The organism is Nonomuraea sp. NPDC050536 (assembly GCF_044457685.1).
In the GTDB taxonomy this organism is placed as follows: Bacteria; Actinomycetota; Actinomycetes; order Streptosporangiales; family Streptosporangiaceae; genus Nonomuraea.
In genome coordinates this window covers 1-21,135 of the sequence record NZ_JBITHD010000023.1, presented here as the reverse complement: position 1 = coordinate 21,135, position 21,135 = coordinate 1, and the positions used below count along the sequence as shown (strand labels likewise).

General features: G+C 69.2%; 22 protein-coding genes. 13 read left to right on the top strand and 9 right to left on the bottom strand.

Annotated elements, in window-relative coordinates:
- Positions 1–53 precede the first annotated feature (53 nt).
- The 3 genes from ACIBHX_RS42875 to ACIBHX_RS42865 all read left to right on the top strand — a co-directional run bounded on the left by ACIBHX_RS42875 (position 54) and on the right by ACIBHX_RS42865 (position 3,163).
- Positions 54–269, top strand: a complete 216-nt coding sequence (locus tag ACIBHX_RS42875) for a helix-turn-helix domain-containing protein (RefSeq protein ID WP_020547488.1) — start codon at positions 54–56, stop codon at positions 267–269.
- A 119-nt stretch (positions 270–388) separates the two neighbouring features.
- Positions 389–1,189: an enoyl-CoA hydratase/isomerase family protein gene (locus ACIBHX_RS42870; RefSeq protein WP_397073539.1), complete on the top strand. Its 801-nt coding sequence runs from the start codon at positions 389–391 to the stop codon at positions 1,187–1,189.
- Between the two features lie 87 nt (positions 1,190–1,276).
- A complete protein-coding gene (locus tag ACIBHX_RS42865) occupies positions 1,277–3,163 on the top strand; it encodes an ABC transporter ATP-binding protein (protein WP_397073537.1) in 1,887 nt (628 codons plus the stop codon).
- Here the strand turns inward: ACIBHX_RS42865 and ACIBHX_RS42860 are convergent.
- A complete protein-coding gene (locus ACIBHX_RS42860) occupies positions 3,135–4,019 on the bottom strand; it encodes a sulfotransferase family protein (protein WP_397073535.1) in 885 nt (294 codons plus the stop codon). The two genes, ACIBHX_RS42865 and ACIBHX_RS42860, sit on opposite strands and share 29 nt — an antisense overlap.
- A gap of 30 nt (positions 4,020–4,049) precedes the next feature.
- Between ACIBHX_RS42860 and ACIBHX_RS42855 the strand changes: the two genes are divergently transcribed.
- Positions 4,050–4,961, top strand: coding sequence for an LD-carboxypeptidase (locus ACIBHX_RS42855; RefSeq protein WP_397073534.1), 912 nt, complete (start codon positions 4,050–4,052; stop codon positions 4,959–4,961).
- A 41-nt stretch (positions 4,962–5,002) separates the two neighbouring features.
- Positions 5,003–5,929 (top strand): hypothetical protein, encoded by a 927-nt coding sequence (locus ACIBHX_RS42850; RefSeq protein WP_397073532.1) that lies wholly within the window; start codon positions 5,003–5,005, stop codon positions 5,927–5,929.
- A 21-nt stretch (positions 5,930–5,950) separates the two neighbouring features.
- On the opposite strand, the gene ACIBHX_RS42845 is transcribed toward ACIBHX_RS42850, so the two are convergent.
- Both ACIBHX_RS42845 and ACIBHX_RS42840 read right to left on the bottom strand, forming a co-directional pair.
- Positions 5,951–7,705: a glycoside hydrolase family 15 protein gene (locus tag ACIBHX_RS42845; protein ID WP_397073530.1), complete on the bottom strand. Its 1,755-nt coding sequence runs from the start codon at positions 7,703–7,705 to the stop codon at positions 5,951–5,953.
- Positions 7,681–8,274, bottom strand: a complete 594-nt coding sequence (locus tag ACIBHX_RS42840) for a YitT family protein (protein WP_397073528.1) — start codon at positions 8,272–8,274, stop codon at positions 7,681–7,683. Before ACIBHX_RS42840 ends, ACIBHX_RS42845 begins: the two co-directional genes overlap by 25 nt.
- 96 nt (positions 8,275–8,370) lie before the next feature.
- On the opposite strand from ACIBHX_RS42840, the gene ACIBHX_RS42835 reads away from it, so the two are divergent.
- Positions 8,371–9,801 carry a PLP-dependent aminotransferase family protein gene (locus ACIBHX_RS42835; protein ID WP_397073527.1) on the top strand — a complete coding sequence of 477 codons (1,431 nt, stop codon included), beginning with the start codon at positions 8,371–8,373 and terminating at the stop codon, positions 9,799–9,801.
- Here ACIBHX_RS42835 and ACIBHX_RS42830 read toward each other — a convergent pair.
- A complete protein-coding gene (locus tag ACIBHX_RS42830) occupies positions 9,785–10,399 on the bottom strand; it encodes a trimeric intracellular cation channel family protein (RefSeq protein ID WP_397073525.1) in 615 nt (204 codons plus the stop codon). The two genes, ACIBHX_RS42835 and ACIBHX_RS42830, sit on opposite strands and share 17 nt — an antisense overlap.
- A 10-nt stretch (positions 10,400–10,409) precedes the next feature.
- A complete protein-coding gene (locus ACIBHX_RS42825; protein ID WP_397073523.1) occupies positions 10,410–11,897 on the bottom strand; it encodes a peptide MFS transporter in 1,488 nt (495 codons plus the stop codon).
- A 137-nt stretch (positions 11,898–12,034) separates the two neighbouring features.
- Between ACIBHX_RS42825 and ACIBHX_RS42820 the strand changes: the two genes are divergently transcribed.
- From ACIBHX_RS42820 to ACIBHX_RS42810, 3 genes are all read left to right on the top strand, one after another.
- Positions 12,035–13,873 carry an AMP-dependent synthetase/ligase gene (locus ACIBHX_RS42820; RefSeq protein WP_397073521.1) on the top strand — a complete coding sequence of 613 codons (1,839 nt, stop codon included), beginning with the start codon at positions 12,035–12,037 and terminating at the stop codon, positions 13,871–13,873.
- Positions 13,874–13,945: 72 nt separating this feature from the next.
- Entirely contained in the window at positions 13,946–14,746 is an 801-nt protein-coding gene (locus ACIBHX_RS42815) for a hypothetical protein (RefSeq protein ID WP_397073519.1), read from the top strand.
- Between the two features lie 95 nt (positions 14,747–14,841).
- Positions 14,842–15,327 (top strand): hypothetical protein, encoded by a 486-nt coding sequence (locus tag ACIBHX_RS42810; protein WP_397073517.1) that lies wholly within the window; start codon positions 14,842–14,844, stop codon positions 15,325–15,327.
- 70 nt (positions 15,328–15,397) lie between these two features.
- On the opposite strand, the gene ACIBHX_RS42805 is transcribed toward ACIBHX_RS42810, so the two are convergent.
- The 3 genes from ACIBHX_RS42805 to ACIBHX_RS42795 all read right to left on the bottom strand — a co-directional run bounded on the left by ACIBHX_RS42805 (position 15,398) and on the right by ACIBHX_RS42795 (position 17,644).
- Entirely contained in the window at positions 15,398–16,552 is a 1,155-nt protein-coding gene (locus tag ACIBHX_RS42805; RefSeq protein WP_397073515.1) for an RtcB family protein, read from the bottom strand.
- A gap of 321 nt (positions 16,553–16,873) precedes the next feature.
- Complete coding sequence (locus tag ACIBHX_RS42800) at positions 16,874–17,203, bottom strand: hypothetical protein (protein ID WP_397073513.1); 330 nt, start codon at positions 17,201–17,203, stop codon at positions 16,874–16,876.
- Positions 17,204–17,380: 177 nt separating this feature from the next.
- Positions 17,381–17,644 (bottom strand): hypothetical protein, encoded by a 264-nt coding sequence (locus tag ACIBHX_RS42795; RefSeq protein WP_397073511.1) that lies wholly within the window; start codon positions 17,642–17,644, stop codon positions 17,381–17,383.
- Positions 17,645–17,832: 188 nt separating this feature from the next.
- On the opposite strand from ACIBHX_RS42795, the gene ACIBHX_RS42790 reads away from it, so the two are divergent.
- From ACIBHX_RS42790 to ACIBHX_RS42775, 4 genes are all read left to right on the top strand, one after another.
- Positions 17,833–18,114, top strand: coding sequence for a hypothetical protein (locus ACIBHX_RS42790; protein ID WP_397073510.1), 282 nt, complete (start codon positions 17,833–17,835; stop codon positions 18,112–18,114).
- Positions 18,115–18,154: 40 nt separating this feature from the next.
- The gene (locus ACIBHX_RS42785; RefSeq protein WP_397073508.1) at positions 18,155–19,168 is read left to right on the top strand and encodes a transcriptional regulator; all 1,014 of its coding nucleotides are present in this window, start codon (positions 18,155–18,157) and stop codon (positions 19,166–19,168) included.
- 41 nt (positions 19,169–19,209) lie between these two features.
- The gene (locus ACIBHX_RS42780; RefSeq protein ID WP_397073506.1) at positions 19,210–19,734 is read left to right on the top strand and encodes an NUDIX domain-containing protein; all 525 of its coding nucleotides are present in this window, start codon (positions 19,210–19,212) and stop codon (positions 19,732–19,734) included.
- A 576-nt stretch (positions 19,735–20,310) separates the two neighbouring features.
- On the top strand, positions 20,311–20,760 hold the full coding sequence (locus ACIBHX_RS42775) for a hypothetical protein (RefSeq protein WP_397073505.1): 450 nt from the start codon (positions 20,311–20,313) through the stop codon (positions 20,758–20,760).
- Here ACIBHX_RS42775 and ACIBHX_RS42770 read toward each other — a convergent pair.
- The coding region (locus tag ACIBHX_RS42770) for a hypothetical protein (protein ID WP_397073503.1) at positions 20,733–21,135 on the bottom strand (403 nt) is incomplete at its 5' end. The genes ACIBHX_RS42775 and ACIBHX_RS42770 overlap by 28 nt on opposite strands.

Here is a 21,135-nt window from a genome sequence, read left to right as displayed (position 1 = left end):
GACTGATCATGGCGGAGTAACGCTGCGGAAGTCCGGCACTACAGGAGGTACTCGTGGCCGAGACACTGAAGAAGGGCACCCGGGTCACCGGGGCCGACCGGGAAAAACTGGCCGGCGATCTCAAGAAGCGCTACGCCGCGGGTGAGAGCATCCGCGCCCTGGCCGCTTCGACCGGCCGGTCCTACGGGTTCATCCACCGCATCCTGAGCGAGTCCGGCGTGACTCTGCGGGGACGCGGCGGGGCGACTCGAGGCAAGTCCAAGCGCTGACGGCCGCCTCGGAACGTGCGACCGCAGCCGCTCGTCCCTAGTCAGCCACCGTCGCGCCCGGGCCAGAATCATATTCTGTAAGCTCGGGCGCGACGGCTCAGTGCGGACAGGAGCAGGCGATGGCGGAAGCACAGGCGCAACAGCGCGGGGGGTTCGCGGAGGCCGATGGTGGCCTGCGTTACGAGGTGGACGGTGAGATAGCGACGATCACGCTGGACCGGGCAGAGAAGCGGAACGCACAGACGTTCGCGACCTGGTCGGCCCTGGCCCGCATCGGCGAGAACATGCCGGAGCAGGTGCGCGTCGTCGTCGTGAAAGGTGAGGGACCGTCCTTCTCGGCAGGAATCGACCTGCGGATGTTCACACCTGAGGGGGTGCCGGGAGAGGGGTCGTTCGGTTCGACCGCCAAGCTCCCGAACGAGACGTTCGAGCAGCGGCTCGGGCAGGCCCAGCAGGGTTTCCTATGGCTGCGCCGACCGGAGATCGTCTCCATCGCGGCCGTGCAGGGGCACGCGATCGGCGCGGGGTTCCAACTGGCGCTCGCCTGCGATCTGCGGATCGTCGCGGACGACGTCAAGTTCTGCATGAAAGAGCCGGCTCTGGGGCTGGTGCCCGATCTGACCGGGACCAAGCCGCTGGTGGAGCTGGTCGGCCTGGCCAAGGCCATCGACATCTGCCTGACGGCCAGGATCGTGGAAGCCGACGAGGCGCTGCGGATAGGCCTCGCGGAGAAAGTGGTCGCAGGGGGCGACCTGGCGAAAGCCGTAGAAGACAAGATCGCGGAGCTGCTGTCGGTCAACAGGGACGCGGCGGTGGCGACCAAGCGACTCCTCCAGGGAGCGCGATCGCGTTCCCTGGAGGAGCAGAGCAGGGCGGAAGGCCTGGAACAGGCCAAGCGCCTCAGAGCGCTCTTCGGTTGATCACGCGGGTTTGATTACGCGGTGAGCTGATCGGGGAATCGCGAGGCCCTCTGGCACGCTGTGCGGGGTGGAGAAGGGATCCCCTCGATGGCGATGATGGGCGGGGGCTTCGGCCCCCACGCGATGATGTCGTTGCGCCGCGACAACTCGGTGGTCAAGGAGCGCCTCAAACCCGGCACGGTTCGGCGCATCGCCAGGTACGCCAGGCCGTACCTGTGGCAGATCACGGCCTTCCTGCTGCTGGTGGTCGTGGGCGCGGTCATCGTGGTCGTCAACCCGCTGCTGATGAAGGCGATCATCGACGACGGCATCCTGCCGAAGAACGGCCGCGTCGTGATCGGGCTGGCGGTCGCGATCGGCGTGCTGGCGCTGGTGAGCGCCGGGCTGACGCTGGCGCAGCGGAGGTTCTCCGTGCGCATCGGCGAGGGGCTGATCTACGACCTGCGCACCGAGGTGTTCGACCACGTCCAGCGCATGCCGGTGGCCTTCTTCATGCGCGCGCAGACCGGCGCGCTGGTCTCCCGGCTCAACTCCGACGTCATCGGCGCGCAGCGGGCGCTGACCTCCACGCTGTCGTCGGTGGTCTCCAACGTCATCAGCCTCGTCCTGGTGCTCGGCGCCATGATCGCGCTGTCGTGGCAGGTGACGCTGGGCGCGCTGGTACTGCTGCCGATCTTCATCGTGCCCGCCAAGTACGTCGGCCGCCGCATGTCCGCACTCACCCGCGAGCAGATGCAGCTCGACGCCGAGATGAGCTCGGTCATGACCGAGCGTTTCAACGTCGCCGGCGCGATGGTCGCCAAGCTGTACGGCAGGCCGCGCGAGGACGGCGAGATGTTCGGCAGCCGCGCCGCCCGGGTCCGCGACGTCGGCGTGACCGTGGGCATGTACGGCACGATCTTCGGCGTGGCGCTCGGCCTGGTCGCCTCGCTGGCCACGGCCCTGGTCTACGGCATCGGCGGCGTGCTGGCCGTGGACGGCGCCTTCGAGCTGGGCACCCTGGTGGCGCTGACCGCGCTGCTTGCCCGCCTGTACGGGCCACTGACGTCGCTGTCGAACGTGCACGTGGACGTGATGACCGCGCTGGTCAGCTTCGACCGGGTCTTCGAGATCCTGGACCTGAAGCCGATGGTGTCGCAGAAGCCGGACGCCCGCCCGATCCCCGACGGGCCCGTCTCGATCGAGTTCGACGACGTCCGCTTCCGCTACCCGGCCGCCGAGGACGTGTCGCTGGCCTCGCTGGAGTCCGTCGCCAGGCAGGACACGGGGCCCTCGAACCCGGTGCTGAAGGGCGTGTCGTTCACCGCCAAGCCCGGTCAGCTCATCGCGCTGGTCGGTCATTCGGGGGCGGGCAAGACCACGATCACCTCGCTGGTGTCGCGGCTCTACGACGTCGACGAGGGCGCCGTGCGGATCAACGGGCTCGACGTGCGCGACGCCACGCTCGACTCGCTGCGCGAGACCGTGGGAGTGGTCATGCAGGACGCCCATCTCTACCACGACACGATCGGAGCCAACCTGCGTTACGCCAGGCCGGAGGCCACCGAGGAGGAGATCTGGGACGCGCTCAGGGCCGCGCAGATCGGCGAGCTGATCGAGTCGCTGCCCGAGCAGCTCGACACCGTGGTGGGCGAGCGCGGCTACCGGCTGTCCGGCGGCGAGAAGCAGCGACTGGCGCTGGCCAGGCTGCTGCTGAAGGCGCCGCGCGTGGTGGTGCTCGACGAGGCCACCGCGCACCTGGACTCCGAGTCCGAGGCCGCCGTGCAGCAGGCGCTCAAGACCGCCCTGGCAGGCCGTACGTCGCTGGTGATCGCGCACCGGCTGTCGACGATCAGGGAGGCCGACGAGATCCTGGTGGTGCAGGACGGGCGGATCGCCGAGCGGGGCGGGCACGAGGAGCTGCTGCAGCGCGACGGGCTGTACGCCGAGCTGTACCGCACCCAGTTCAGCTCGTCAGGTAGCCCAGCCGGGTGAGCTCCTGCCTGGCCACCTTCTGCACCAGCTCCAGTTCGTCGGTGCGGAGCCGGCTGCGCCACGAGCCCACCTTGGGGATCCGCCTGCCGTACAGGGCGACCTTGGAGATGCGCGACTCCAGGAACTCCGAGACGGAGGCGATGGTCTTGGCGGGCTGCAGGACGAGGTCCTCGTAGCGCAGGGTCAGCAGCTGCTCGGCGGGCAGCTCGCGGCGCAGGGAGGCGCTCAGGCGGACCGCGCTGCGCCAGCGCAGGGCGCTCTTGCCGGCCGGCGGCATGCCCTTCCAGCGCTCGCGGTGCTCGTCGCGGTTGACGCCCAGGAACGGGTTGGGGAACTCGGTGTGGTCGCTCAGCATGACCGGCTTGAACCAGGCCAGGCAGGCCGGGTCGTTCAGCATGTCCACGGCCACGTCCCTGCCGTCGCGGATGAGCTGCACGAAGCGCGCGTCGGGGAAGGCGCGGTACAGCACCTCGGCGCTGTAGAGCAGGTCGGGGCTGGCGTCGCCGAAGCGGACGACGGTGTTGGTGGACACGCACGGGCCGAGCCCGGTCACGCCGCCGGCCTCCCTGCACGGCGCCGCGCACAGCCCGCACGAGCCGGGCAGCACCTGCCAGGCCTCGGCCAGCGCGTCGCGCAGCACGCGGGCGGCGCCCGAGCTCTGACCGATGGACGGCTTGCGGGCGAAGGCGTACACCACGTGCGCCACCGACGCGCGGCCCATCGTCAGGTGGAAGCCGGGTGATCGTTTCAGGGCACGGGCAAGCAGGTCCGCGCCGGAATGCGGGGCTCCCAGCAGGAAGACCGGCCGGCGGACCTTGATGCCGTTGACCACGAGGATGTGGGGCGGAAGTCGCATACAGCATGCAAGTGTGACACCGTTTGCCTCGTGAGCGAGCCACTGCCCATCCGCCCTGGTGACACCGTGGCCGTGGTGTCGCCGTCGGGAACGCCCGACGCCATCCGGCTCAAGCGCGGCGTGGAGCGCTTGGAGAGCCTGGGGCTGAAGGTGGTGGTCGGCGCGCACGTGCTCGACCGCCAGGGCCTGGCCTACCTGGCGGGCCCCGACGCGGTCCGCGCCGGCGACCTGCAGTCCGCCTGGTGCGACCCGGCCGTCACCGCGGTCTTCTGCTCGCGCGGCGGATACGGCGCGGCCAGGCTGCTCGACCTGCTCGACTGGGCCGCGATGCGGGCCGCGGGACCCAAGACGCTGATCGGCTCGAGCGACATCACCGCGCTGCACCACGCCTTCTCCTTCGAGCTCGGCTGGCCCACCCTGCACGGCCCGATGCCCGCCTGCGAGACCCTCGCCGGCGAGCGCCGCCCCGAGCCGCGCACCTGGGACAACCTCCAGGCCGCCCTGTACGGCAAGCCGCACCCGATCGTGGGCGACAGGGTGCTGGCGCCCGGGCGGGCCCAGGGCGTCCTGGCGGGCGGCAACCTGGCGCTGCTCGCCTCGATGTGCGGGACCCGGTACCACCCGACCTTCGAGGGCAAGATCGTGCTCCTGGAGGACATCGGTGAAGACCCCTACCGCATCGACCGGATGCTGACCCAGCTGCTGCACGCCGGGGCCTTCCGCGGGGTCCGCGGGATCGCGCTGGGTTCGTGGGTGGACTGCGGAGACCCTTACCCTGTGCTACTCGACAGGCTCGCTCCACTGGGGGTTCCGATCGTCGCAGGACTGGCAGTAGGCCATGGATCGCCGCAGTTGAGTGTGTGGCTTGGGACTCTTGGGGTTATCGATACCGAATCGTGCTCGCTGGCTGGTCGGTTCCGCGACGAGGACCAGGCAAGGTAGAGACACGCCTCGGGACAAATCGGACAAGGGGGACACGGCGCGTGAAATTCTTCGAGCGTGACCGAGAGCCCTCGCGGCGCCCCATCGAGGACGTCGACCTGGACTCGCTGCTCGCGCTCGTGGCCGACTCGCTCGGTTACACCTGTGAATTCGCCCAGGACGGCGCGACGATGACGCTGCGCGGCGGTACTCCGGCATGGGACACCGTGCTCGCCCGCCCCGCGACCGGTCTTTCCCAGCGCCCGGCGGAGATCCTCGTCAGGCTCACGGGGTTGCGCCGCGAGGCGGGGCGCAGGGCCCGCGAGGACTGGCCCATGCTCGTCTCCGAGCACGTGTCGCACGCCGTGGCCGCGGCCGGCGAGCACGTGGACGTCTGCGACCTGGACCAGGTCCGTCCGCTGCTGCGCACCCGGATCGACCAGGTGGACGAGATCGCGGACCTGACCCGGGTGGTGGGCCGCCACCTCAACGCCGACCTGGTGGAGCTGCTCACCGTCGGCACCCGCCCGGTGCGCCCCGAGCAGGCCGGTTGCTGGCCTGTGCCCTCCGGGCAGGCGCTGGAGCTGGCGGTGTCCAACGTGCACGCCGACGAGAAGCTCACCACCGAGACGATCGAGCTGTCGGGCACGCCCGTCATCCGCCTGACGGGCCGCACCCCGGCCACGGCCACCCACCTGCGCTGGCTGGCCGACTACGTTCCCGTGCCCGATGACGGTGTGCTGGTGGTGCTGCCCGATCCCTACACGCTGCTGATCCACCCGGTGGACGGCATCGGCGTGGTCCGCGCGCTCGAGCGCCTGCGGGTCCACGCGGCCAGGGTCAACGGGCTCAGCGACCAGGTCTACTGGTGGCACGGGTCGCAGCTCACGCGCATCAGGGCGGACATCGTCTTCCAGGACGGCCAGACCCGCCTCGTGGTCGCCCCGCCCCCGGAGTTCGCCCGCGTCCTGGCGCGCCTGGCCGTCTAGCCCGTACCCGAGACCTGACCGTCAGGACAGGGCGCGGGCGGCCAGGACGAGGGGGACGTGGCTGAAGGCCTGGGGGAAGTTGCCGACCAGGCGGCCGTAGCGGGGGTCGTACTCCTCCGCCAGCAGCCCGACGTCGTTGCGCAGTTCGAGCAGCCGGTCGAACAGCTGCGCCGCCTCCTCCTTGCGCCCCTGCATGGCCATCACCTCGACCAGCCAGAAGCTGCACGCCAGGAAGGCGCCCTCACCGCCCGGCAGGCCGTCCACGTCGTTGTCCTCCGCCACCGGGTAGCGCAGCACGAACCCGTCCGACAGCAGCTCCTTCTCGATGGCCGACACCGTGCCGACGATGCGCGGGTCGTCCGGCGGCAGGAAGCCGACGATCGGCATCATCAGCAGCGAGGCGTCCAGTTCGGTCGAGCCGTAGGACTGGGTGAAGGTGTTGCGGGCCGGGTCGTAGGCCTTGGCGCAGATCTCGGCGTGGATGGTCTCGCGCAGCGCCCGCCAGCGCTCGACCGGCCCCTGCCGGCCGAAGTTCTCCACGTAGCGGACCGCGCGGTCCATCGCCGCCCAGCACATGACCTTGGAGTGGGTGAAGTGCCTGCGCGGGCCGCGCACCTCCCACAGGCCCTCGTCGGGTTCGTCCCAGTGCTCCTCCACGTAGTCGAGCAGCTCGCGCTGGATCGACCAGGCCCGTTCGTCGGCGCCGAGCCCCGAGGTACGTGAGGAGTACAGGCAGGCCATCACCTCGCCGTAGACGTCGAGCTGGAGCTGCTTGACGGCGTTGTTGCCGATGCGGACCGGCCGGGAGTCCTCGTAGCCGTCCAGCCACTCCAGTTCCAGCTCGGGCAGGCGGCGCTCGCCTGCCACGCTGTACATGATCTGCAGGTCCTGGGGGCGGCCGGCGATGGCGCGCAGCAGCCAGGCCCGCCAGGCGGCGGCCTCGTCCAGGTAGCCGGAGCCGATCAGCGCGTCCAGCGTCATCGTGGCGTCCCGCAGCCAGCAGAAGCGGTAGTCCCAGTTGCGCACGCCGCCCAGGTCCTCCGGCAGCGAGGTGGTGGGCGCGGCCACGATGCCGCCGGTGGGGCCGTACGTCAGCGCCTTGAGCGTGATCAGCGACCTGACCACCGCGTCGCGGTAGGGGCCCTTGTAGGTGCATTTGGCCACCCACTCGGCCCACAGGGCCTCGGTCTCGGCCAGCTGGTCCTCGCAGTCGATCCGGGGCGGCATCGGCTGGTGCGAGGGGTGCCAGGTGAACACGAAAGGCAGCCGGTCGCCCTCCTTGACCTGGAAGGTGGCCCGGTGGGCGTAGTCGCCGCCCTTCAGCGGGACGGGGGAGTGCAGCCAGACCGAGTCGGGCCCGCCGATGGCCTGCAGGTGGCCGTCGGTGCGCCGCACCCATGGCACGATGCGGCCGTAGTCGAAGCGGACCCGCAGCTGGGTGGAGACCTCCACCGTGCCTGAGACGCCCTCGACGATGCGGACCAGGTCGGGGCTGACGTCGCGCGGCGGCATGAAGTCGATCACGCGGACCGTGCCGGTCGGGGTGTCCCACTCGCTTTCGAGGATCAGCGTGTCGGGACGGTAGCGGCGCCGGGTGGCGGGCTGGCGGCCGGTGGGGCCGATCCACCAGTGGCCGTTGCGCTCGCTGCCGAGGAGTGCGGCGAAGCACGCGGGGGAGTCGAACCTGGGCAGGCAGAGCCAGTCGATCGAACCATCCCTGGCCACCAGACCCGCCGACTGCATGTCCCCAATCAGGGCGTAGTCCTCGATCTGCATGCCTCAGACGGTACTCGCCGATCCGGAGAATTCCGATCAAGTGGGAACCATCTGGTGAAAAGTTGCGTGACGGGCCCGATCGCCAGCGCGAAGACCAGGGTCCCGATGCCGATGGTGCCGCCCAGCAGCCATCCCGCGACCAGCACGGTGAGCTGGATGACCCAGTTGGCCATCCGCACTGACAGCCCCAGCCGCACCAGACCGGTCATGACCCCGTCCCGCGGGCCGGCGCCCATACCGGCGCCGATGTACAGGACGGTCGCCAGCCCGATCGACAGCACGCCGAGCGCCAGATACAGCCCGCTCACCGCCCAGTGCCCTGGGGAGGGCAGCGCCCACAGGGCCGCGTCGGCGAACAGGCCGAGGAAGACCACATTGCTGAGGGTCCCGATCCCCGGTTTCTGCCGCAGGGGGATCCACAGCAGCATCACCAGCGCCCCGACCAGGATGATGATCGTGCCGATCGACAGCCCGGTACGCAGGGCCAGCCCCTGGTGGAAGGCGTTCCACGGGTCGTTGCCCACCCCGGACTCCACCTGGAAGCCGATGCCGAGCCCATACAGTGCCAAACCGCCATACAGGCGGACAAGTCGTGCAAACATAGTGGCCCCAGAATGGCAGGCCACCACCTTGCCAAAACAGGGCCAATAATGAAAAGTGGCCTTATGGTGCACTTGTCTGCCGGGCAGGTCGCGCGGCTCGTCGACGTGCCGCCCGGGGCCAGGCCGTACTACCGGGCCCTGGCCGACGCCGTGCGGGCGCACATTCTGGACGGCCAGATCCCCGTGCACACCCGCATGCCCGCCGAGCGGCACCTGGCCGAGACGCTGCGCGTCAGCCGTACCACCGTGACCGCCGCCTACGACCTGCTGCGCGAGCGAGGCTACCTGGAGAGCAGGCAGGGCTCCGGCAGCTGGACCGCACTGCCCGACCCGGCCACCACCGGGGACAACCCGTGGCTGGCCACCGACGACGAGGGCTTGCTCCAGCTCCACCCCGCCGCCCCGCCAGGCCCGACCGCCCTCAGGGAGGCGATGCTGGAGGCCGTCGAGGACGCGGCCAGGTACGGCATGGGCAACGGCTACCACCCGATGGGCCTGCCCGTCCTGCGGGAGCGGATCGCCGCCCACTACACCGCCCGCGGCCTGGCCACCCTCCCCGAGCAGATCCTCGTCACCACCGGCGCCCAGCACGCCATCCACTGCGCCATGGGCCTGCTGGTCGGCCCCGGCGACCCGGTGATGGTGGAGTCGCCCACCTATCCGCACGCCATCGACGCCGTCCGCGCGCGCGGAGCCCGTATCGTGCCCGTCGGCGTCTCCCACGCCGGATGGCAGGTGGACCTGGTGGCCGGGGCGATGCGGCAGTCGGCCGCCCGCATGGCCTACCTCATGCCCGACTTCCAGAACCCCACCGGCGCGCTCATGGACGACGCCACCCGCGCCGCGATCGCCGGAGCCGCCCGGCGTAACGACACCACCCTGCTCGTCGACGAGACCTGGGCCGAGCTGGCCCTGGACGAGGTGCCCGCCACCGCGCCGATGGCCGCCTTCGACACCGACAGCCGCGTCATCACCATCGGCTCGGTCTCCAAACTGTGGTGGGGCGGCCTGCGCATCGGCTGGATCCGCGCCACCACCGCGCTCGCCCGCCGCCTGGCCCAGCAGCGCGCGGCCGTGGACATCTCCAGCCCCGTGCTGGAGCAGCTGGTAGTGATGAGGCTGTTCGACCGGCTGGAGGAGACCCGGGCCGAACGCCGCCGCGCGCTGCGCGCCTCGCGCGACGCGCTCGTGCTCGCGTTGCGCGAGCACCTGCCCGAGTGGACCTACACCGTGCCACGCGGCGGTGGCACCCTGTGGGTCCGGCTGGACGAGGGCGGCGCCACCTCGCTGGCCGAGGCCGCCGTCTCCCACGGCGTACGGCTGGCACCTGGGCCCTGGTTCGGGGTGGAGGGCACGCTGGAGGGGTATCTGCGCCTGCCGTACACCCAGTCTCCGCAGATCCTCACCGAGGCGGTCACCAGGATCGCGGCGGCCCGCGCCCGCGGGCCCGTCGCCGGGGTCAGGACTCCCGACACGCTCATTCCGTTGGTTTGACGCCGCGGGCCAGCGGGGCGCGCCAGCCGTATCGCATGGCGGCGATGCGCAGCAGGAACGCCAGCACCGCCGAGGCCAGGACGGCGGGCCAGCCGTGCAGCCCGGCCGTGTACAGCCCCGCCATGGCCGCGGAACCGGCCATGGCGGGCACCGCGTAGAGCTGGCGGTCGTACAGCAGCGTCGGGATCTCGCCGGCCAGCACGTCGCGCAGGATGCCGCCGCCGACGGCCGTGGTGACGCCGAGCAGCGCGGCGTGCAGCGGGCTCAGCTCGTAGATCAGCGCCTTCTCGGTGCCGACCGCGCAGAACAGGCCGAGACCGGCCGCGTCGAGCACCAGGATGGCCGGCATCAGCCTGGCCACGTGCGGATGCCAGAACACCACGATGACCGTGGCCACGATCGGGGCCAGCACGTACCCCAGGCTCTGGAAGGCGGCGGGGCGGACGTTGAGGATGAGGTCGCGCACGACGCCGCCGCCGAGCGCGGTCATCCCGGCCAGCACCACCATCCCCACCACGTCCAGGCGTTTGCGCACGCCCATGAGGGCGCCGGTCAGGGCGAAGACGAAGATGCCCGCGAGATCGAGAAGTTCCGACACGTGGCAATGTCTATCGGATGGGCGGACCCGCCGGTGTGGGGTGCTCCCGCATCATCGCCCGCAGCTTGCGGGTGAAGATGAACAGCGCGATCCCGGCCACGATCGCGATCGCCGCCAGGACGAGGAAGTACGCGGGGTCGGACATGATCTCGTTGAGCCGGCCCGTCTGCCCGCCGACCGCGTCGCCCACCGACACCGCGATGAACCAGACGCCCAGCATCTGGCCCTTGAACGCGTGCGGCGCCAGCTTCGTCGTCACCGACAGGCCCACCGGGCTCAGCGACAGCTCGCCGAACACCTGGATCAGGTAGACCAGCACCAGCCACCACACGCTCACCTTGCCGCTTTCCGCCAGCAGGGCGGCCACAGCCATCACGATGAAGCTCAGGCCCACCATCAGCAGTGCGAACCCGAACTTCTGCGACGTGCTCACCCGGTTGCCCAGCTTCAGCCAGAGCGCGGCGAAGAACGGCACGAAGATCATGATGAAGAGCGGGTTGAACGACTGCGTGGCCGAGGCCTGGATGGGGATGCCGAACAGCTCCAGTGTGGTGTTGTTCTCGGCGAAGAACAGCAGCTTGCTCGGCGCCAGGTCGTAGATCATCCAGAAGATCGCGGCGGCGATGAACAGCCAGATGTAGGCCTTCATGTGCGTCCGCTCGTCCTCCGTCAGCCCGTGCTCGCCGATCATGATGTAGCCGAAGTAGGCGACCGGCACCGCCAGGATGACGACCGTCACCACCACCGTGAACGCGTCCAGCGTGAACGTGCCGGTGGCCACCCAGGCCGCCATCGCGATCACCACGGCCAGCACGATGATCGACACCAGCCGGCTGACGCGCCTGCGCTCCTCGGGCGTCAGCGGCTCGCCGGGCTTGTCGCCGACGCCGCGCAGGTTCTTGCGGCCTAGCACGTACTGCAGCAGGCCGAGCGCCATGCCGACCGCCGCCGCGCCGAAGCCCAGGTGCCAGCGGTTGCCCGCGGCCAGCGTGCCCACCACCAGCGGGGCGAAGAACGCGCCCAGGTTGATACCCAGGTAGAACAGCGAGAAGCCGGAGTCGCGGCGGGCGTCGTCCTCCTCGGAGTAGAGCTTGCCGACCATGACCGAGATGTTCGGCTTGAGCAGGCCGGTGCCCACGATGATGGTGGAGAGGCCGAGCCAGATGAAGAACGACCCGCTGACCGGGATCGCCATGCTGATGTGGCCGCACATGATGATGAACCCGCCCCAGAACACCGAACGGCGAGGCCCAAGGATCCGGTCGGCCACCCAGCCGCCCGGCAGCGCCACCAGATAGATCAGCGCCCCGTACACGCCCACCACGGCCTGTGCGGTCTGCTGGCTCATCCCCAGGCCGCCCATCGCCGGCGAGGCCGCCAGGAACAGCGCCAGGATGGCGCGCAGGCCATACCAGGAGAAGCGCTCCCACATCTCGGTGCCGAACAGGGTCGCCAGGCCCCAGGGATGCCCGAAGAACGTCCTTTCGCGCTTGTTCATGCGTGCCCCCCGACAACACATCGCGTACCTAACACGTCACTCTACGTGACAGTTGTCCCAGCTCCTTGCCGCTACCCCGTCCGCGTGGTGCGATACATGCCACTCGTGCAAGTGGATGCTTTCTGGAGGCGGATGCCATGGCCGACGTCCTCGACGTACAGGCGGAGATCGCCGATCTCATCGCCGGCCGTACCGCGTGCGAGCAACTCCGGCAGGTCGCCGAGCGACACCCCGACGCGCCCGCCTACTCCGATCCCGCCGAGGACGGCTGGGCCACGCTCAGCTACGGCCAGGCGCGCCGCCGGATCCTGGAGATCGCCGCCGGGTTCGCCGCGCTCGGGCTGGAGCCGGGTGAGGCCGTGGCGCTCATGATGGTCAACCGGAGCGAGCACGTGCTCGCCGACCTCGGCGCCGTGCACGCCGGCGGTGTCGGCTGCACGATCTACTCGACCTTCGCCCCCGACCAGATCGCCTTCGTCGTCAACGACGCAGGCGCCCGCTACGCCGTCATCGGCGGACCCGCCGAGCTGGCCCGCTGGGAGCCGGTGCTCGGCGAGCTGACCGGCCTGCGCAGGATCATCATGCTCGAGGGCGCGCCTTCCGGCGACGAGCGGTTCATGGCCTGGGACGACTTCCTGGAGCTCGGGCGCGAGCGGCTGGAGGTCGACCCGGCCGCCGTCGACGCGCGCTGGCGGGCCGTCACCGCGGACGACACGCTCACCGTGCTCTACACCTCCGGCACCACCGGCATGCCCAAGGGCGTCCCGCTCAGCCACACCAACGTCTTCTACGAGGCCGCGGCCACCGACAGGATCACGTCACTGCCGGTTCTCGGCACCCAGATCTCCTACCTCACCTACGCCCACATTGCCGAGCGCGTGCTCAGCCTCTACATCCCGCTGGTCAAGGTCTCCCACGTGTACTTCTGCACCGACCTGGCCAACCTCGGCGCCACGCTCGGCCAGGTCAGGCCGATGATGTTCTTCGGCGTCCCGCGCGTGTGGGAGAAGATGGCGGCCCGCCTGCAGGCCGTCCTGGCCACCCAGCCGGAAGAGCGCCAGCAGGCCGTACGGCAGGCCATGGCGGCCGGCAGGGCCTACATCGAGGCGGGACAGTACGGCCGGACGATCACGCCGGAGATCGAGGCCGCCTACCAGGAGGCCGACAAGGCGGTCCTGGCGGCCGTGCGCGGCCTGATCGGCTTCGACCGCGCCCAGTGGACCGCCACCGGCGCCGCGCCCCTGCCGACCGAGGTGCAGAGCTTCTACGCCGGGCTCGGGCTCAAGGTCATCGACGTTTACGGCATGACCGAGACGACCGGCGCCTTCACCGGCAACAGCCCCTCCTGCTACCGCCTGGGCACCGTCGGCAGGGCCGAGCCGGGCGTCGAGGTCCGCATCGCCGAGGACGGCGAGATCCTCACCCGCAGCCCGCTCAACACCAGCGGCTACCTCAACAGGCCCGAGGCCACCGCGGACCTGCTCGACGACGACGGCTGGCTGCACACCGGCGACATCGGCTCGGTCGACGAGGACGGCTTCTACCGGGTCGTCGACCGCAAGAAGGAACTGATCATCACCTCGGGCGGCGAGAACATCTCCCCGGCCGCGATCGAGAACCACCTCAAGGAGCACCTGCTCGTCGGGCAGGCGCTGGCCTTCGGCGACAACCGGCCCTACCCGGTCGCCGTGCTCACGCTGGACGGCGAGGTGGCGCCCGGCTGGGCCCAGGCGCGCGGCATCACCTTCGGCTCCCTGGCCGAGCTGGCCGAGCATCCGGAGGTGCTCAAGGAGGTGGAGGCCGCGATCGAGGCGGCCAACGCCAAGTTGGCCCGCGTGCAGCAGGTCAAGAAGTGGGCGCTGCTCGGCGTGGAGTGGACGGCCGAGACTCAGGAGCTCACCCCCAGCCTCAAACTGAAGAGGCGGATCATCCACGCGAAATACGCCGACATCATCGAAGGGCTCTACTCCGGATGAACTCCGGGTTTTGCCAATCGGGGCCTGTGTCGTAACCCTGGGCATTACCGGACGGTTCCTACCGTCTCGATCATGACCAGAGGACTTCTTCTCGTCTCGCTCGCGGCGGGAGCGCTCGCGGTGCCCCTGCCGGCATCCTCCGCCGCGACCGATCTCGCCATCCGCGAGATCACCGTACGGCCGGCCGATCCGGTCGTCCGACCCAGCGGGTCCGTACGGCTCGTCATCGACGTCATCGCGCAGGGGGTGGCGGGGAAGGACGGGGTGACCATCAAGGTCGAGCCCGGGGCGCCGCCCTCCTCTGTGCCTTCCGCGACGCCTGCTCCGGCGCCTTCCGCCTCGCCCGGTTCCGGTCTGCGGGTGGCCGCGCCGCCGGCTCTCCGGATGGCGCGTGCCGTACCCGGCGCCGAAATGCAGGCGGACGAGTGGGAGACCTGGCGCTTCCTGCCGGAGAAGGGGCTCAACCGGTTCTACCCGGCCGGCGCGTGGACGATCACCGCCACCGCCAAGGGGGCCGACGGGCAGACCGTCACGAAGTACACCTCGTTCCAGCTCAGGCGTGAGACCCGGCTGACGTCGGTGCGCGTGGGGAAGGCGCGCACGGCGCAGGGGGTGCGGCTGCGCGGGTCGCTCAACAAGGTCGACCCCAGCGGATACAGCGACTACGTGCCCTTCGGCGGGCAGACGGTGGAGATCCTCTACCGCAAGGAGACCACGGACAGCTGGGACCTGGCGGGCACGACCGTGACCAAGTCGACCGGGGCCTTCGGGCGCACGATCCAGGGACGGCCCGGCGGATACTGGCGCCTCCGCTTCCCCGGAACCGCCCATTACGCATCAAAGATATCCTCAATCAGAAAAATCGGTGATTAACCGGCGTTGTGAGATTGTGATCGCGGGTTTCGCAACTTTTCTTCACTCCGTGCCGTCAATGACCTTGACATGTCACACGGGGAAGGAAGTTTGCAATGATGCGACGTCTCGCCGCCGGCCTGGCGGCGACCGCGCTCGGGGTGACCGCGCTCGCGACGGCGGCCGCACCCGCGATGGCCGATCCCGATCCCGACTACGACGGCGGCTCAACCAGCCTCTCGCTCGACGTGAACCCGGAGCCGGCCTGGCGCGGCAGGCCTCTGGACATCGACGGCAGGCTGTCGGTGAAGTGCGAGGACGACTACATCGACGGCTTCACCCAGGTGCTGCATTCCGACTGGTGCAAGAAGGACGAGAGCTGGCACCGTCTCGGCGGCAAGCGCATCGTCCTGCTGTTCCGTCCCGACGGCTCCGGCCGGTGGGAGTACGTGGAAACGGTCAGGACCGACGGCAGCGGCTCCTTCCATGACAGGGTGCCCGCCTACACCTCCGGTACGTGGCGCGCCATCTTCGAGGGCTCGCACTACCTGCGCTCGGCCGAGGCCACCGACTGGGTGAAGGTCATCGGCCACCACCACTGAACAGGCGACTCACCAGAACGCCCGGCCGACCCGGCCGGGCGTTCTGGCGTCTTGATTCTGTGATGCGGGATCATCCCTTGTAGTTGAAGATCTGGCGAAGCGTGTGCTGGACCTCCACCAGGTCCTTCTGGTCCGCCATCACCTGGTCGATCGACTTGTACGCCTCAGGGTGCTCATCCACCAGGGCGGCAGCCCGGTCGGCGTTCCAGGTGCGCCCGCTCATCGCCTGAGTGAGCGAAGCCGCCGAGAGCTCCCTCTTCGCCTTGGTGCGCGACATCCGGCGCCCCGCACCGTGAGAGCAGGAGTTGTAGGACTCCGGATTTCCCCGCCCGCGCACGATGTACGACTGGGTGCCCATCGAACCGGGGATGACGCCCTCGTCGCCCGTGTCTGCCTTGATGGCTCCCTTACGGGTGATCCACAACGACTTGCCGTAGTGGGTCTCCTGCTGGGTGAAGTTGTGGTGGCAGTTGATCGTGCGGAGCCGCTGGCCCTTGCCGACGACCCGGAACAGGGCGTTGATCAGGACCTTGTCCATGCGGGCGCGGGAGGCCATGGCGTAGTGCTGGGCCCACAGCATGTCCTCGATGTACGCGGTGAACTCCGGGGTGCTCTGGACGAGGTACGCCAGGTCCGGGTCCTCCAGGCCGATCGCCTGCTTCTTCATCAGCTTCTTGGCGCCCGTGATGTGCATCTGGGCGAGCTGGTTGCCGATGCCGCGGGAGCCCGAGTGCAGGACCGTCCAGACATGGTCACGTTCGTCGAGGCAGACCTCGACGAAGTGGTTGCCGGAGCCGAGGGTGCCGAACTGGTCGGAGACCTTCTTGGTCTGCTTCGGGTTGAGGTCGGTGTGGGGGAGCCCGAGGTCACTGAGGGCGCGGTCCACCGACGGGTCGTCGTGGCCCTTGCCGACGCCGGCGGGGATGCGGTGCTCCACCATCGGCATCAGGGCGGCCAGAGTCTCAGGCAGGTCCGCAGCCGTGAGCGTCGTCTCCGTGGCCACCATTCCGCAGCCGATGTCCACGCCGACGGCAGCAGGGATGATCGCGTTTTCGGTCGGGATGACCGAGCCCACCGTCGCACCGATGCCGACATGTGCGTCTGGCATGAGAGCGACGTGGCCGGAGACGAACGGCAGGCGGGCAGCGCGTGCGGCCTGCATGATCGCGCCTTCGTCGATCTCGCTGGCCCACGACAGCAGGTTCGGTGCGGGCTGGTTCGGCATTTCGTGAATCTCCTTACTGGTTGATGATCAGTTTGGCGGCACCAGGAAGGAAATCCCACTCATTTTATCGCCAAAGGGCTTTCTCGGCTGTGTACGGGACGCGGGCTGAGGTCCGTACCCGACACTGCATTGTTCGTGTCCCTCGGTCGGCGTCAACTCCGTCTGTGCGGCGTGGGTGTGGGCCGCGTGGAAGCCGCAGGGCAGCAGTATCCGAAGACGGAGTTGACACCTCGGTCGGGACACACAATCTGGCAGCTGTCGGGGGCGGGGGAAATGTGTCCGTGGGATGAAACGACCACGAGCAGGGAGCCGACACCTCGCTTAAGGAAGCGTCGCCAGGTGCACGCACTCAGGACAGGCATGAAGCGCCCTCGGAGAGAACCGGATCGACCGCCCGCAGATCGGCAGCCAGCGCACCGGCTCTCCGCACAGACTGATCATCGCGTCGTGGGGCACGGCGTGTTGGACCGCTTGCCTGTCCTCGCCTGAGAGCCCGAGGCGATAACCGTCGGCAGGCGTCTCCGACTCCATGGCGTACACCAGCAGGTCGTCCCAGTAAACTGGCCAGCGCCGCACCCCGCCGGGTAGCTCGTAGGCGTCGGCATCGAGCTGGAGCAAGGCCAGGGTGTTGTTGCGGAGAACCATGACCACCGTGCCACGCTGGCCGATCAACGAGGCGCCCCAGCTGCGGGTTCGGGCGGGACTGTGCAACACATCGATGATCTTCGCATGGGCGCCGACCTTTGAACTCATGAGACGGCTCGGACGCGAGGTCGCTAATCAGCTCTGACAGAGGGTGGTTCCCCCGTAGATCGGCATAGCGCATGGCTACGCGCTGAGCTGCCCGCGCCGCGTCCACGGCCGGATGCCAGGCGTAACAGGGCGTTTGCGCCGTGCATCCCACGCTGTGCGCCACCAGTACCGCTCGCCGTCGCACCAGACCACCAGGCCGACCCAGACGGAGACGAGTGCCAGCCCGAATCCCTCGTGGACATCCGTGGAGATGCCGAGCACCTGAAGCGATCGGTGTAGCTCCACTGCCGTGTTCAACGCCAGTGGGGGAGCCGTGATCTGGGTTTCCCGCCTGGTCATGAGTTCAGTTCATCGATCCCGAAGTACCCGGCATAAGCGCGTGATCAGCGGCGTCGGTGGGAAGCGGTTCACACCCCATGTGAATGCGATGCACCTGTGATCCCAAGCAGGGACGCACGCCTGTTCGGGCGGTGATGGCCCGCTTACACTCCCAACGGAGGTTGGCAGCCGACGGGAAGGGCCGATCAGTGGGTGAGCCGAACATCCTGTTGGACTCGCTGCTCTCCGAGGCGGGCATCTCCCATGCCGGGCTCGCGGCGCGGATCAACGCCGCCACCTCGACGGCCCGCCGCCCAACCCGGTACGACCACACGGCCGTGGTGCGCTGGATCAGAGACAACGCCATCCCCCGCGGAGATGTGCCGGAGATCATCTGCGAGATCGTCGGGGCGAAGGTCGGGCGGTCACTGTCACTTTCAGACTTCGGCATGATCAGGCGCACACGACATCGAGCTGCCGCAGGCGGTTGACCAGGCTGTCGCGCTCTGGCGGGGAGACCTCAGCAACAAGGTGTTCCTCGCGGGCGCATCCATGATCGATGGTCCAGCAGCCATTGCGCCCGTCTTCGAGTGGGAGAATCCGCCGCACGAGATCGACGTATCGCGCCGTGGCACGCGCCCCGTCCAGATGGACGACGTCCAGATCCTCAAGGACGCGCGTAAGCGATACGAGCAGATGTACCGCAGGGTCGGCGGCGTTCCGGTACGGCCACGCATCGTGGCATTCCTCAACACCAGCGTGACCCCGCTACTGAAGGGCGGCCACGACGACCGGGTCGGCAGGGAGCTGTTTCGCGCGGCAGGCGGTCTGGTCGCGCTCGCGGGTTTCTGCGCCTACGACTCCGACCGGCAAGCCCTGTCCCAGCGCTACTTGTTCCACGCTCTGCGCATGGCCAAGGCCTCCGGCAATCTCGCGTTCGGCGGGTACGTGGTTGCCCTGCTGGCCAACCAGGCGATGTCACGGGCGCGATACCGATACGTGATCCAGTACTGCGAGACCGCCCTCCGAGGCGCACGTGGACACCTCAGCCCAGCGCTTGTCACCGACCTTCACACCCTCCAAGCGAAGGCGTACGCGCGTGTCGGAGATCGGGCCAGTTGCCATGCACACTTGCGCCGATCAGAAGTCACGGCCTCCCGGATCCGCCACGACGAGGAGCCACCCGAGACGGGGTACGTACAGCCGGGCTTGCTGGAATGCCAGCACGCCGAGGCTCTGCGCCGACTCGGCGACCTCATGGCCGCTCAGGAGTACGCCGAGGAAGCTCTGCGCTCGTCCGATGGCTGCCATCTGAGAGGTCAGACCCACCGTCTCGCGACCCTCGCCCTGGTCCTGGCCGAGCGCGGCGAGTTGGACCAGGCCGCCGCGACCGCCGAGATCATGCTTGAGCGGGCCGAGGGCATGGAGTCCGGGCGCATCGCCGAGCGCATAGGTACGGTGGCCGCTGCCTTGCGAGCCTTTGATGCGAGACCGGTGCGCGAGTTTCTGGCGCGGGCTGGGCAGCAGGCGCGTATGCCCTTGTAGCGTGGAGCCGAGATCAGGCATCCACACCGGGAGCACGCCGTATGCGCTGGCAGGTCCACTCCGAGGAACCTCTCTACACCGACCGCTGGCTCGACGTCCGGGTAGCGGATGTGGAGCTCCCGGACGGCAGGCACCTGGATCACCGACTCATCCGGACGGCGCCCGGAGCCGGAGCCGTGGTCACCGACGACCAGGGCCGCGTCCTGCTGATCTGGAGGCACCGCTTCATCACCGACTCGTGGGGGTGGGAGATCCCCATCGGCAAGATCGACGACGGTGAGGAGCCGATCGCCGCAGCCGCTCGCGAGGTCGAGGAGGAGACCGGGTGGCGGCCTGGTCCACTGCGCCCACTGCTCTACGTCCAGCCGACCAACGGCATCTCCGATTCCGCGCACCATATCTTCCGCGCCGACAGCGCGACCCAGATCGGCCCGCCCACCGAAGCCTGGGAGGCCGAGCGCATCGAATGGATCCCGATCGCCGAGATTCGCAGGCTCATCGACAAGCGCGACATCGTGAGCGGCACCAGCATGGCCGCTCTGCTCTATCTTCTGGCTGAAGCTTAGATCTCCACGGCTGCGCCGCAGGCGATTGCAGATTGTTCTCTGCCGCGGCGTGGAGCGAGCGCTTCAGGGTTGGCGGGTTGCGATTCATGTGCGGGCAGCGCGTCGCGGGGGTGTGCAGGTCGTCACGGTAGGGGGCGCTGGTGGTGCGGGCCATGCGCTGCCAGAAGCCTTCAGCGGAGGGGTCTTGCGGGGTGGTGGTCCGCTCGTAGTCGGGGGCGGTGGCATACGCGGTGAGTACCAGCCGCCGGCCCAGGCCGAGATTTTGGTGCTCCTCACCGACCGAGGCCTTGCCACCAGGTTCTGCCGGCAGGCGTGGCAGACCTGGTAAGTGATGCTTGCGATCTGCTCATCGCGCCAGGTCAGCGTGAACTCGGCGGCGTCGGCAGGTCGTCCGCCGGGCGATGGTCGAGTTGGGCGGTGCGTAGTTGCCAGCGTCGGTACCACCAGCGCAGGTTGAGGCGGCGGACCAGCCGGCGCGGCAGCCGGTGGCGACCGAGCGGTCCGAGCGGGGACGGCTCGGCGTCAAAGTTGCCCGGCCAGTCGTTCCTGGCGTTGTCGGCGAGGGGTGCGCCGAGCGTGGACGTCGCGTTCTGCTCCCGCCTGGCGTACGCGGGCCAGGGACTGTTCGGCCATTTCGGCCGCGACCAGGCAGCGGCGCATCCTGCCAGGGTCGGCCTGCTTGGCCCGGAGTTCGCCGATGCGCTGAGCGGCAGCACTGGGGATGGCGGCCAGCCGTTCCGGATCGGCGCGGACGTGATGCAGCAGGCGGTCGACGTGCAGGCGGACCCGGTCTGGCTGCTGCCGCAGAGCCTGGCGCACGGCTTCGCGCTCGACGGGGGTATCCTCGTCGAAACGCAGGTGAATGGCCGCGCCCATGGCATACAGCAGATCGTCGCGGGTCTGCCTGGACGGATGCCCAGGCGATGTGCTGGTGCTCATCGTGCCCTCTTCCCCATCGTGGCCGGCATCGTGGGGATGATGACCGGTGTGCTCAGCGTTCACCAGCCGCCGAAGTCACCGCCGTAGTGGGAGTGCAGGATGCCTGCGGTGTCGGTGGCCATGCGAGCAGCGCCGCGAATAGTCGGTGGCAGGCTCTCGTTTTCCGGGAGTGCGGTGAGGGCGTCCTGCAGGGCTGCAGCGAGCGTGACCATCGCCGCGGCGATGTCGTCGATGTCTTCGGCGGTGGCATCCAGCAGTTCGCTCTCGCCGTGCCGGAGCATGGTCTCCAGATCCGTGTGGCGGGCTCCGCGGGAGCAACGGCGCAGGAGGTGATCGCCGAGCACCGACTCCTTGAACCCAAGCAGTTCACCTCGATCGCCTTCGGCCGGCGCTGCGAGCAGGCCGGCGTCCGTCCCTCGACGGGCAGAACCGGGACGTGCTTCGACAATGCAATCATCGAGA